13 protein-coding genes are annotated in these 12,877 nt (G+C 58.9%); 2 read left to right on the forward strand and 11 right to left on the reverse strand.

What is annotated here, in order from left to right; all coding sequences use genetic code 11:
- Positions 1-11 precede the first annotated feature (11 nt).
- A complete protein-coding gene (locus AC1MEW_RS27850) occupies positions 12-1,217 on the reverse strand; it encodes an acetyl-CoA C-acetyltransferase (protein WP_323570522.1) in 1,206 nt (401 codons plus the stop codon).
- 698 nt (positions 1,218-1,915) lie between these two features.
- Between AC1MEW_RS27850 and AC1MEW_RS27855 the strand changes: the two genes are divergently transcribed.
- Entirely contained in the window at positions 1,916-2,728 is an 813-nt protein-coding gene (locus AC1MEW_RS27855; RefSeq protein WP_480424365.1) for a c-type cytochrome, read from the forward strand.
- A gap of 170 nt (positions 2,729-2,898) precedes the next feature.
- Here the strand turns inward: AC1MEW_RS27855 and AC1MEW_RS27860 are convergent, their stop codons facing one another.
- The 10 genes from AC1MEW_RS27860 to AC1MEW_RS27905 form a co-directional block, all read right to left on the reverse strand.
- Positions 2,899-3,708 (reverse strand): transglutaminase family protein, encoded by an 810-nt coding sequence (locus tag AC1MEW_RS27860; protein ID WP_201255940.1) that lies wholly within the window; start codon positions 3,706-3,708, stop codon positions 2,899-2,901.
- Positions 3,705-4,655 carry an alpha-E domain-containing protein gene (locus AC1MEW_RS27865; protein WP_150711766.1) on the reverse strand — a complete coding sequence of 317 codons (951 nt, stop codon included), beginning with the start codon at positions 4,653-4,655 and terminating at the stop codon, positions 3,705-3,707. The genes AC1MEW_RS27860 and AC1MEW_RS27865 overlap by 4 nt, the downstream gene beginning before the upstream one ends.
- 12 nt (positions 4,656-4,667) lie before the next feature.
- Positions 4,668-6,077, reverse strand: coding sequence for a circularly permuted type 2 ATP-grasp protein (locus AC1MEW_RS27870; protein WP_201202019.1), 1,410 nt, complete (start codon positions 6,075-6,077; stop codon positions 4,668-4,670).
- Between the two features lie 480 nt (positions 6,078-6,557).
- The gene (locus AC1MEW_RS27875; protein ID WP_201255941.1) at positions 6,558-6,899 is read right to left on the reverse strand and encodes a ribonuclease E inhibitor RraB; all 342 of its coding nucleotides are present in this window, start codon (positions 6,897-6,899) and stop codon (positions 6,558-6,560) included.
- Between the two features lie 213 nt (positions 6,900-7,112).
- Complete coding sequence (locus AC1MEW_RS27880; RefSeq protein ID WP_201202016.1) at positions 7,113-7,346, reverse strand: hypothetical protein; 234 nt, start codon at positions 7,344-7,346, stop codon at positions 7,113-7,115.
- A gap of 218 nt (positions 7,347-7,564) precedes the next feature.
- A complete protein-coding gene (gene speE, locus AC1MEW_RS27885; RefSeq protein WP_201196204.1) occupies positions 7,565-8,440 on the reverse strand; it encodes a polyamine aminopropyltransferase in 876 nt (291 codons plus the stop codon).
- Between the two features lie 273 nt (positions 8,441-8,713).
- Positions 8,714-8,905 carry a PLDc N-terminal domain-containing protein gene (locus AC1MEW_RS27890; protein ID WP_201196203.1) on the reverse strand — a complete coding sequence of 64 codons (192 nt, stop codon included), beginning with the start codon at positions 8,903-8,905 and terminating at the stop codon, positions 8,714-8,716.
- Positions 8,906-8,976: 71 nt separating this feature from the next.
- The gene (locus AC1MEW_RS27895) at positions 8,977-9,507 is read right to left on the reverse strand and encodes a hypothetical protein (RefSeq protein WP_322267839.1); all 531 of its coding nucleotides are present in this window, start codon (positions 9,505-9,507) and stop codon (positions 8,977-8,979) included.
- 278 nt (positions 9,508-9,785) lie between these two features.
- The gene (locus tag AC1MEW_RS27900) at positions 9,786-10,304 is read right to left on the reverse strand and encodes an ankyrin repeat domain-containing protein (protein ID WP_201202010.1); all 519 of its coding nucleotides are present in this window, start codon (positions 10,302-10,304) and stop codon (positions 9,786-9,788) included.
- A 96-nt stretch (positions 10,305-10,400) separates the two neighbouring features.
- Positions 10,401-12,227: a long-chain-acyl-CoA synthetase gene (locus AC1MEW_RS27905; RefSeq protein ID WP_480424371.1), complete on the reverse strand. Its 1,827-nt coding sequence runs from the start codon at positions 12,225-12,227 to the stop codon at positions 10,401-10,403.
- 343 nt (positions 12,228-12,570) lie between these two features.
- Between AC1MEW_RS27905 and AC1MEW_RS27910 the strand changes: the two genes are divergently transcribed.
- Positions 12,571-12,849, forward strand: a complete 279-nt coding sequence (locus tag AC1MEW_RS27910) for a DUF3509 domain-containing protein (RefSeq protein WP_054048577.1) — start codon at positions 12,571-12,573, stop codon at positions 12,847-12,849.
- The last annotated feature ends 28 nt before the right edge of the window (positions 12,850-12,877 follow it).

Consider the following 12,877-nt stretch of genomic DNA (forward strand, 5'->3'; position numbering starts at 1 on the left):
GAAGTCAGGGCTCAGAGGCGTTCGATGATGGTGGCAATGCCCATGCCGCCGCCGACACACAGCGTCGCGAGACCATAGCGCAGGCGCCGGGTTTCCAGTTCATCGAGCAGGGTGCCGAGGATCGCGCACCCGGTGGCGCCCAACGGGTGCCCCATGGCGATCGAGCCGCCGTTGACGTTGACCTTGTCCGGGTCAATCGCCATGTCCTTGATGAACTTCAGCACCACCGAGGCAAAGGCTTCGTTGACCTCAAACAGATCGATGTCTTCGACCCGCAACCCGGCCTTGGCCAAGGCTTTGCGAGTGGCCGGCGCCGGGCCGGTGAGCATGATGGTCGGGTCGGTACTGGTGACCGCCGTGGCGACGATCCGCGCCCGTGGCTGCAAGCCCAACGCCCGCCCCTTGGCTTCGGAGCCGATCAACATCAGCGCCGCACCGTCGACGATCCCGGAGCTGTTGCCCGGCGTGTGAACGTGGTTGATTCGCTCCACGTGGCTGTAGACCCGCAACGCAGTGGCGTCGAAACCCATTTGTCCCATCATCTCGAAGCTCGGCTTGAGCTTGCCCAAACCTTCCATTGTCGATTCGGCGCGGATGAATTCATCGTGATCGAGCAAGATGATGCCGTTCTGGTCCTGCACCGGCACCAGCGACTTGTTGAACGAACCGTCCGCCCTGGCCCGCGCAGCTTTTTGCTGGGAATGCAGCGCGTAGGCATCGACGTCCTGACGGCTGAAGCCTTCCATCGTGGCGATCAGGTCGGCGCCCACGCCTTGGGGGGTGAAGTGGCTGTGCAGGTTGGTTTCCGGGTCCAGCGCCCAGGCGCCGCCGTCGCTGCCCATCGGCACCCGAGACATCGACTCGACGCCGCCGACCACCACCAGGTCCTCGAAGCCGGAACGGACTTTCATCGCGCCGAGGTTCACCGCCTCCAATCCCGAAGCGCAGAAGCGGTTGATTTGCACACCCGCCACGCTGACGTCCCAATCGGCGACCTGGGTCGCCGTTTTGGCGATGTCGGAGCCTTGATCGCCGATGGGCGTAACGCAGCCGAGTACCACGTCATCGACCTGACTGGTATCGAGCGACGTGCGTTGCTGCAACGCTGTCAGCAACCCGGCCACCAGGTTCACCGGTTTGACGCTGTGCAACGCGCCATCGGCCTTGCCTTTGCCACGGGGCGTGCGTAACGCGTCGAAAATCAAAGCTTCGGTCATGTGGTCCTCGAACCTGATGGTGTGAGTAACATCAAAAGATCGCAGCCTTCGGCAGCTCCTACAGGGGATTGCGGCATTTTTGTAGGAGCTGCCGAAGGCTGCGATCTCTTGATCTTGAATGAACTATCACCTTAAGCCGAGCAGCCACGGATTCAATGACCGCAGTGCTCACCGACGTTGACGGTCACGCTCAGACGGACGGTAGCCAGCTATCGGATTAACCGATTCAGGTGACGAAGCTGTCTAGCAAACGGGCGCCCAAGAAGCTGGCAATAAGCCTCATGCCTTTTTAAGCGCTTTTAACGCTTACACCATACGAAATGGATCTAAACCAAGTGTGACGCGGGCTCTAAGGTGAAGATGTACGAAGTTGTCGTCGGGTTTTGCCGAGGCGCTCGTTCCACAGGAAGTGCATCGCTTTGCCGTCATGGAGATATGCAGGCAGGCATCAGGAAATAACAAAAAAGGCGGTCAGCCATGTTTAAACATTCGAAAGTACGTCAAGCCGGACTCATCCTATTCGCCACTACGCTGTTGTTGATTTTGCCGAACCTGACCAAGGTGATCGGCTAGTCGGTTGGTAAAAAACGGCGCCAAGGTTTGCTATCGCCTCATTAAAAATGTGACTGGCTCGCTACCCGGGCCAGCGTGGGTGTGCCAACCTTTACGGCACTTTCCACGACAGGGATGGCGATCACTTGAAAGCACTTATTTTGTTCGGGGCCTTGCTGTTCGGCACGCCCCTCTACGCCGCACAGCTGAACCTTGAGCTGGGCGCGAGCAGTCGCATCTGGCAGACCGAGGAGTTGCTCAAGCATCCTCAGGTTCAGACCATCACCATCAGCAATGACGTTTCCTATAAACGGGACATGAGCTATCGCGCGGTGCCGTTGGCGGCGTTGTTGACGGGTATCAAGCCTGACGACCATCTGCAAGCGGTGGCATTGGACGGTTTTGCGGCCGAACTGTCAGCGGCCCCGCTGCTGAATAAAGAAGGGGCGCAAGCCTGGTTGGCGATTGAAGACCCGGCCAAGCCGTGGCCGCCGCTGTCCGAGGGCAAGCACAGCGCCGGACCGTTTTATCTGGTGTGGACTCATCCGCAGGCGGGCAACATCAGCCCCGAGCAATGGCCGTTTGAAGTCGCCAGTATCAAGCGCATGGCGCCGGTGGCCGAGCGTTTCCCTGCCCTACTGCCGGATCCGGCGTTGAAGACGGATGATCCGGTGAATCAGGGGTTCGCGTTATTTCAGAAGAATTGCCTGGCGTGTCATCGGCTCAATGGCGCGGGGGATGCGCAGTTCGGACCGGACCTGAATATCCCGTACAACCCGACCGAGTACTTCGGCGCGGATTTCCTCAAGCGCTACATTCGTGATCCGCAGAGTTTGCGTCAGTGGCCGCAGGCGAAGATGCCGGGGTTTTCAGAGCAGGTATTGCCGGCGGGGGATCTGGATTTGCTGGTGGGGTATTTGAGGCATATGGCGGGGCGCAAACAGGTTCCTGCCAAGTAACAAAAAACCTGTGGCGAGGGAGCTTGCTCCCGCTGGGGCGCGAAGCGGCCCTCAAATCAGGCGATGCGGTCCATCAGAAAACCGCATTCGCCGAATTTGCGACTGCTGCGCAGCCGAGCGGGAGCAAGCTCCCTCGCCACAGTTAATCCCCTTATCCCAAAGGAATAGGGTTACTGCTGTTGGACTGAGATCACCGGCGCAGGCGTCGGCGAGACAAACACCTTGGCATGCATCTGCTCGCAACCACCGCCCCGGCGCATCCCGCGTACCGGGCAGGCGTCCAGGTAATCCAGGCCCACCGCCAGTTTCAAATGGCGCTCCGGCCGAGCCAGTTGATTGGTCACGTCAAAGCTATACCAAGCATCATCAAGCCAAGCCTCGGCCCACGCGTGACTGGCCAGGTGCTCACTGTTCTCGCTGTACAAATACCCCGACACATAACGCGCAGGAATGCCCAGGCTGCGAGCGCAGGCGAGAAACGCGTGGGTGTGGTCCTGGCAGACACCGGAACGCCCGGCGAAGGCCTGGGCGGCGCTGGTGTCGACTTCGGTGGAACCCGGCGTGTAGGTCATGTGCTGGTTCAGGCCATGCATCAAGTCGATCAGCGCCGTGCGATCCCGGCGCTTTTTGCATTCCTTTTCAGCAAACGCACGCAGGGCCTGGTCGGCTTCGGTCAGCCGGGTGAAACGCAGGAACGGCAGCGCCGACTGGCTCTCATGCTCGGCTTCGCGCAGTTCGTCGATATCGACCTGGCCACGGGCGCCAATGATGATCGCCTCATGGGGCTCGTCCATGGTCAGCACGTGCAGGATGTTGCCGAACGGATCGAGTTGCGCGCGCACTGGGCGCGGCAGGTCAAGCTGCCAGCTCAGCACGTGCTGGCGCTCGCTGTCGTGGGGTGTCAATCGCAGGTACTGGATGCTCGCCCGCACCTGATCTTCGTAGTGATAGGTGGTCTCGTGGCTAATGGAAAGTCTCATGCAGCCTCCAGGTAAGAACTGTGAATGGCGTTGCCCAACTGGCGCACCAGCGGGATGAACTCGGTCAGCCAGGCGTGCAGGCCTTCGTCGAGAATTTCGGTGATGCCGGTGTAGCGCAGGCGCGCGTCCATTTCCGCCGCCAGGCGTTGCGCAGGACGGCCGTTGGCCCCCGGCAACTGGGCGAGGATCTGGTCGATTTCTTCGGTGCAGGCGCGCAAGGAACGTGGAACATCGGCGCGCAACAGCAGCAATTCAGCGACATGCCGGGCACCGGGTGCGTCGCGGTAGATCTCGGTGTAAGCCTCGAACGACGACAACGCCCGCAACAACGCACTCCATTGGTAATACGCGTGAGCCGTGCCGTCGCTGACCGCTTCGGCCTGATCGCCGGCCATTTCGTAACGGGCGTCAAGCAGGCGCAACGTGTTGTCGGCCCTTTCGATAAACGTGCCCAGACGAATGAAGCGAAACGCATCGTTACGCATGATCGTGCCGTAGGACGCTCCACGAAACAGGTGTGAACGCTCCTTGATCCACTCGCAGAAACGGCTCATGCCGTAGCGACTCAAGCCCTGTTCGGCGATCCCGCGAATTTCCAGCCAGGTAGCGTTGATGTTTTCCCACATGTCGGCGGTAATTCGCCCACGCACCGCATGAGCACTGGCCCGCGCCGAACCAAGGCAGCTGTAGATGCTCGCCGGGTTGGCCGCGTCCAGGGCGAAAAAATGCAGCAGCCGTTCGGCATGCAACTCGCCGTGGCGCTCCAGGTAATCGTCCAGTGTTCCGGTGATCAGCAACGGCATGGCGAGTTCGTGCAAACCGTCACCGCGGCCGTCCTGCGGCATCAGCGACAGCGAATAGCTGATGTCGAGCATCCGTGCGAGGTTTTCCGCCCGCTCCAGATAACGCGACATCCAATACAAATCCGAGGCAGTTCTACTTAACATGGCAGGCTTCCTTCAATCCTCGACCACCCAGGTGTCCTTGGTTCCGCCACCCTGGGAGGAATTCACCACCAGGGAGCCTTCGCGCAGGGCAACACGGGTCAAACCGCCGGGCACAACCCGGGTTTCGCGGCCAGACAATACAAACGGACGCAGGTCGATGTGGCGTGGAGCTATGCCGTTTTCGACAAAGGTCGGACAGGTCGACAGCGACAACGTCGGCTGAGCGATATACGCGTGGGGCTTGGCTTTGATCCGCGCGCGGAACAATTCGATTTCCGCCGCCGTTGCCGCCGGCCCTACCAGCATTCCGTAACCGCCGGAGCCTTGGGTTTCCTTGACCACCAGATCTGGAAGATTGGCCAGTACGTGGGAAAGTTCTGAAGGGTTGCGACACTGGAACGTGGGAACGTTCTTCAGGATCGGCTCTTCATCCAGGTAGAAACGGATCATGTCCGTGACAAATGGATACACCGACTTGTCATCCGCCACCCCGGTGCCGATGGCATTCGCCAGCACCACGTTGCCCGAGCGATAGGACGACAGCAGCCCCGGCACGCCAAGCATCGAGTCCGGGTTGAACGCCAGCGGATCGAGGAACGCATCGTCGAGGCGCCGGTAGATCACGTCGACGGCTTTCGGCCCGTCGGTGGTGCGCATGAAGACTTTGTCGTCGCGCACGAACAGATCCGCGCCTTCCACCAGTTCAACGCCCATTTCCCGAGCGAGAAACGCATGCTCGAAAAACGCGCTGTTGAACCTACCCGGCGTCAACACCACCACGCTCGGGTTATCGATCGGGCTGGAGCTTTTCAGGGTGTCGAGCAACAGGTTCGGATAGTGGTCGATGGGGGCAATGCGTTGCGCCGCGAACAACTCGGGGAACAGTCGCATCATCATCTTGCGGTCTTCGAGCATGTAGCTCACGCCGCTCGGTGTACGAAGATTGTCTTCGAGCACGTAGTACGTGCCGTCGCCATCGCGCACCAAGTCGACGCCGGAGATGTGGGAATAGATATCCCGGTGCAGATCCAGCCCTTGCATCGCCAACTGGTATTGCTCGTTGGCCAGCACTTGCTCGGCCGGAATGATGCCGGCCTTGATGATGCGCTGCTCGTGGTAGAGGTCGGCGAGGAACATGTTCAACGCCTTGACCCGCTGGATGCAGCCACGTTCGACGATCCGCCATTCGCTGGCGGGGATGCTGCGGGGAATGGTGTCGAAGGGAATCAGGCGCTCTGTCCCCTGCTCATCACCGTAGAGCGTGAACGTAATCCCGGCACGATGAAACAACAGATCGGCCTCGCGTCGCCGTTGTGCCAAAAGCTCGTCAGGCGTTTCGGCCAGCCAACGGGCAAACTCCCGGTAATGTGGGCGGACCAGGCCGCCGGCATCGTACATCTCATCAAAATAGGTGCGGATCATGCCGTACTCCTTGTCACCCGGACATCTAGGCTTCGCAAGGCCCGTGCCATCGGCATAAACGCTTTGATATCAATCAGTTGGATAATCGCCCCAATCCCACCGCACCAATCCTGTGCGGCAAACGCCCCAACCTGATCGCCCCCGCTTCATTGCGAAGCAATGTTGTCGCCTATCAACAGCATAGTCAGAGTTGATTTCACTGCTCGGGCGTCGATGCGGATAATCCGCGCATTCGTTGCAAAACCTCTCGAACTTCCCTTTAGCCGCCTGTTTAGGCGGCTTTTTTTTGCCTGGCTGAAATGTCGTGAAATAAAGCAAAGTCAAAAGATCGCAGCCTTCGGCAGCTCCTACATTGGAATGCGTTCTCCTGTAGGAGCTGCCGAAGGCTGCGATCTTTTGATCTTGATCTTCACAAACCCGGAAACGAAAACGGCCAACCCAAAGGTCAGCCGTTGCTGAGTGTTGTCGCTGTTCATAGTGTTATGCGAGTAGCCCTCGTACCTCCTGTTTGACGCCCCATCCTTCGATAATCCCGCCCAAAGGCTCGACCACCGCCTCGAAGTCCTGCTCAAAGTCGCCAATGCCGTCGTAGGTGGCGTACATCACTTTGCTCAGTTCCAGATGCCACGCGCCGTCGTCGCGCACGCTGATCTGGGCATTCAATGATTCACCACAGAAATAACCTGCCGCCCTGCGCGCCCGCTCCTCGTCCGGAAAAATGGCGTAGAACTCGATGGGATGGAATCGTGAAAAGTCGAAACCGCCTTCTTTCATGCGGCGCAGCACGCTGCTGCTGATGTCTTCTTGATAGGCTGTGCTCATGAAACGTCCTCCTGAACTGATGGATAGACTTTCCGTACTCCCGGCGCCCGCAACCGAATGATGAAGGCGATACGACAAGCAAGTTGCCATTGGGATACAAGCATGTAGCTGACAAGACCAGACCTTAGCGATCCGTTCGCTGATCTCGCTTGCAGAGTAGCCCTAAGTCAGAGCCGCTGCCAAGGTCTGGTTGTGAATGTGACAGGAGAGGGATCAGACGGGAGTAATGCCGAGGATTTGAATGCTGTTCTGGAGCTTGAGCTCTTTGACGCTCGCATCAGCAGTGCGCCCTTCCAGATCATTCAGATCCAGTTCGGCAGCGACAGGCAGGAGCCGGGCCTTGATGAGTTTGGCGGCATGCTCGTTATCCGGGCACTCGTCGCACTCAAAGACTTCATCGACAGTTACGCCGTGATCATCCACGAAAGTGATTTTCCACTTTTGCATCAGTGCCTCCTCGATCAAACCCGCAAATGGGCTTACATCTATCTGGACGTTTGCACTGACTGATCGTTCAAACGGATTACACCGCGCAAGCCTGAATAAAACACATTACCTGTGGGAGCGGGCTTACTCGCGAATGCGGTGTGTCAGCCGACTTCAATATTGACTGATACGCCGCTTTCGCGAGCAAGCCCGCTCCCACAAGGGGTTGTGGATAACTTTTAGTCGTTGCTTGGCTTATTGATCGCTTGCAGCACGTACTGCGGCATGGCGAACGCGCCGATGTGGATTTCCGGGTTGTAGTAGCGGGTGATGATGCCGCTGCCGGCGAAGCGCTGTTGCAGGATTTCGCGGGACAATTTGCGATAGGCGGTATTGGTCGCGCCCCAAGCGAACGTCATCGCGCCGCCGATGTAGGTCGGAATGGCCGCTTGGTAGAAGTGCCAGTCCGGGAACAGGCTGCGCAGGCGCCCGGCGGTGGTCTGTACTTCACCGAGTTGCATGAACGGCGTGCCGTTCTGGGTGACCAGGATGCCGCCGTCGTTCAGGCAGCGGTGGCAAGCCTGGTAGAAGTTTTCCGAGAACAGCACTTCGCCCGGACCGATCGGGTCGGTGGAGTCGGAAATGATCACGTCGAACTTTTCGGTGGTGGTGGCGACGAAACGCATGCCGTCGTCGATGACCAGGTTCAGGCGTGGATCGTCGTACGCACCTTTGGAGTGGTTCGGCAGGAACTCTTTGCACATGTCGACCACGGTGCCGTCGATCTCGACCATGGTGATGTGCTCGACGCTGCGGTGTTTGGACACTTCACGCAGCATGCCGCCGTCGCCACCGCCGATGATCAACACGCGCTTGGCACTGCCATGGGCGAGGATCGGCACGTGGGTGAGCATTTCGTGGTAGATGAATTCGTCGGCTTCGGTGGTTTGGATCACACCGTCCAGCGCCATCACCCGGCCCATGCGCGGGTTTTCGAAGATCACCAGGTGTTGGTGTTCGGTGCGCACTTCGTGCAGCAGTTTTTCCATGCGAAAACGCTGGCCGTAGCCTTCGTAGAGGGTTTCCAGGTATTCGCTGGTTTTGGTGGTGGTCATGGGAAGTGCTCCGATGAATGCGGTGGCAACGGACGGTTACCCGCCCATGATGGCCAATCGAGAGGCTCGATTGCCCGGGAAAGGCGCGCATTCTACGTTGCGGAACATGACAGGTCGAACGTCACTTGATGACTTGCCGCAATCCCATGTGGGAGCGGGCTTGCTCGCGAAGGCGGAGTGTCAGTCAACATTGATGTTGGATGATAAGCCGCTTTCGCGAGCAAGCCCGCTCCCACAGGTTCGGTGTTCCTACAGGTAAATAGGATTCACCTGTCAGATCCGCACGTTGCCTCGTGGCCCGGCGATAGCCCAGATGATCAGGCCCAGCACCGGCAGCAGCAGGATCAGCAGCACCCAGATGATTTTCATCCCTGTTTCGGCGCCACTTTTCAGCACGTTGATGATTGCCCAGATGTCCAGGGCGAAAATAATCAGAGCTACCAAACTATTAAACGTGGAACCCATGGTGTCGCTCCCAAGATAGTGGCATGCAGTCTTAGGATAGCCGCCCCTTGCGAGGGTTCCGTTTTATTGCATCAAACGTGGATCGCCACTTTCAGCGCTTCCAGGGACGGCGCGGCGGCGATGCCGACTTGGGCGCACAGTTCGAGTACCCGCGGCACGTCGTTGCCATAGACCAGCACCACTTGCAGTTCATCGTCGAGCAACTGGCTGAAGTTCATCAGCGTATAGCCGCCGTTTTCCTTGTTCATGCTGCTCATCTGCACCTGAATGCGGTTGAGCGCGGTCAGCGCTTCAGTCTTGGCCAGTTGCTTGGGCTTGATGTTGAAGTCAACGCCGGGGCCGAACGAGTCGACGATCTGGGCGAACAGGTCCATGTAGGTGTCGGCCTGGAACAGCACAGTTTCCGGCAGACTGCCGACCACCACCCATTCGCCCAGCGGCATCGGGAAGGTGTCGTCGAAGTTGATGTCCGGATTGGCTGTCAGAAAAGCTTCAGGATCGGCGTACGCCTGGGCCGCTTCATCAGCGATTTTCAGGATTTCGTCATCGCCCATGCACCCGGAGCTGATTTTGCTGATGAGTTCGACGAGTGCGGTTTTCATGGGATGGATCCTGTAGCGAGGGAAATTTTAGGGCGCGAAGGATAGCGCATTCAGAATGAAATGCGGACCTGTGGTCCAAGACCCAGATGCCTCAGTGAAGCCTGACACAAAACCTGTGGCGAGGGAGCTTGCTCCCGTTGGGGCGCGTAGCGGCCCTCAAATCAGGCGACGCGATTCGTCAGGGAAACCGCATTCGCCGGGTTTACGACTGCTGCGCAGCCGAACGGGGGCAAGCCCCCTCGCCACAAAAACCCCGTTGTCACAGAGAACGCGTCGGATCAGCCGAGCAGTTTTTCGAGTTGCGCCAAGGTATCCGCCGCGCCCATGGTCTTGGCCGCATCCAGCGCAGACACGCCGTTGGCGTCCTTGGCTTTGGGGTCGGCGCCTTTGCTGATCAGGTAGTCGACGATTTCAACGCGGTTGAACATCGCCGCCATCATCAGCGCCGTGCGGCCGTCGAACGACGAACCTTCCACCTGCGCCCCGCCTTCGACCAACGCCGTGACCACTGCCAGGTCGCCCTTGAAGGCGGCGCCGGCAATCGGGCTCTGGCCGTTGTCGTTGCGAATTTCCGGGTCGGCCTTGTGTTCCAGCAGCACTTTCACCGTTTCCACGTGACCGTGGTACGCGGCGAGCATCAGCAAGGTGTCGCCCTTGTGGTTGCGCAGGTTCGGCGGCAGGCCTTTGGTCAGCAGCGCCGCCATCATGGCCGCATCGCCCTCGCGCGCTTTGTTGAACACCTGTTCGGCAAATTCAGCAGCTTCTTCGGGTGTCATCTGGCGGCTTTGGTCAGACATTAGGGACTCCATCATCGGTTATTCGCAAAGCCGACAGTTTCCCGAGCGCTCCGACGCCTGTCACTCCTTTTTTCTCATGAACGGCCATAGCCAGATTCAATAGCGGTACTTGCCCGCGTGAATATCCGCCAGCACCTGCTCGGTGACTTGCACGTACGTCTGGGTGCCCGGCAGCCAGGCGTAGATCGGGTCATCGCCGGTTTTACCGGGGTCGAAGGCTTCGTCCTTGAGTCGGGTCTTCTGGTATTTGAAGGTCCCGGTGGTCTCCATCTTCACCTTCACCCGCAGAAATAGAGGCACCGCATACGCGGGCATCTGCTGACGCGCGAAGGCCAGCAACTCAGCGAAGTCCAGGGTTGCCAGGGACTCGGCCGGGGTAATCGCCGCCATCCCGGCTCGGCCGTTGGTATTGCGGACCTCCACGCCATAGGCCACCGCCTCGGCAATGTTCGGGTGTTGCAGCAGCATGTTCTCCACTTCCGTGGTCGAGACGTTCTCGCCCTTCCAGCGGTAGGTGTCACCCAAACGATCGACAAACTGGGCGTGACCGAAACCGATGTTGCGCAGCAAGTCACCGGTATTGAAGTAGCGATCCCCCTTTTCGAACACGTCGTGGAGCACCACTTTCTCGGTTTTCTGCGGATCGGTGTAGCCGTCCAGTGGCGCCTTGTCGTCGATTTTCGCCAGCAACAAGCCTTGCCCGCCCTTGGCGACTTTGCTCATCAAACCCTTGGCATTGCGAATCGGCGCGCCGCTGTCGTGGTCATACGCCACCAGCTCCCAGGACATCAGGGAAAAACCGATGGTGTTGTCGAAGTTGAGGATGTTGGTGAAGCCAATATTGCCGTCACTGGCGGCGTACAGTTCGCAGATATGCTCCACCGCGAATCGCGTCTTGAACTCACGCCATGCGCCGGGACGCAGGCCGTTGCCGATCATCTTGGTCACGCCGTGCTGGTTGTCGTCGGCGCACTGCGGTTGATCCACCAGGTAGCGGCACAACTCGCCAACGTAACCGAGGGTAGTCGCCCGGTACTTACGCACGTCGCCCCAGAACTGGCTGGCGCTGAACTTGCGGCGAATGGCGAACCCGGAGGCGCCGCTGATGGCCGAGCCCCAGCACACGCAAAGCCCGGTGGCGTGGTAAAGCGGCAAGGTGCAATAGACGACGTCGTCGGGGCGCATATTCAGGGCGATCAGCCCGAAACTGGCGGAACTGCGCATCCAGCGACCATGCTTGAAGACGCCCGCCTTGGGCAGCCCGGTGGTGCCGGAGGTGTAGATATAGAAGCAGGCATCGTCGAAAAACACCTGCTGGCTGCTGGCAGGGTTACCGTCCGGGGCGTCGACGCTGGCCGTCATCAGATTGATGAAGCCATCGGGCGAAATGCCCGATTGGCGGTAGGTATCGCAGTCGGCCACAAACCAGGTGCGTGTCTGCGCGATGGAAACCCGCTCGCGAACCGCTGAAAACGCCGGTACCAGCTCCTCGCCGGCAATAATCGCCACCGGCGCTACCAGGTTCAGGCTATGGACCAGGGTATCGCGGGTCTGCGAGGTGTTGAGCAATGCGCTGATCGCCCCGACCTTGGCCACGGCCAGGATCGTGACCAGCAACTCCGGGCGGTTCTCGATAAAGATCGCCACCACATCGCCCTTGCCGATCCCTTGAGCGATCAGGTGGTGGGCAATCCGATTGGCCCACTGATTGAACTGCGTATAAGTCAGCGCCACTTCGTCTTGCAGCAACGCGAGGCCGTCGGGATTGCGCAACGTTGCTTGCTCGAAGCTCCAGCCGAGGCCACACGGTTGGGTCGGGTCCTTGACGTTGGCGACCTTCATGCCCTTCACCACGCGGGGAATGGCTTTGGCGATGGTCGGCAATTTGCGGAGCATCATGCCCCAGGTAATCGTGTCGCTCATGGTAGCTCCCGTTCGATCTTCTTATTGTCGGGCGGCGTTGATTGAGCCCGAAAATACGTCAGCGGTTCTGGAGCTGTACACGCGGTTTTTGCAATGTTTTGTATCCGCAGTCGATACCTGCGAAAACATGATCCCTGGCCGCGCCATTCGTTCAATCGAATCCCGTGCGACCACGCAAAATGCAGGATGCACGATGGCCATTCATGCAGATTGCACGAAATCAAAAAACAGCGTTATTTTCAAGCTGTTGATTTATAACAATTATTTAAAAAATAGATACTGGCACAATCACTGCAACTACCTCTCCATGCTTGCCAATCAAGCGCTAACGGAGCCGATAGACATGAGCCTGATCCAAGAAAAATTTACCTCACTATTCTCCAACTTCGACGTGACCACTCAGGCACGACCTGACGGCGGCATCCTGCTGACACTGCGCAGCACCGAAGGCAAAGTCTTTAAACGCTCGATTTCTTACCAGCAACTGCATGCTGGCGATCAACTTTCGTGGGTGATCAGCGCCATTCGCCGTGACCTCGCCGAACAGGCCAGCGAACTGCCACAGATCTCCATGCTGCAGAGCCAGCAACGGTTTGCGCTGCCGACCTATCACTCGGCGTAAATAGCGCGCTGTAAACAAACAGGCCGTG

The sequence above is a fragment of the Pseudomonas sp. ASL4 genome, assembly GCF_056680395.1.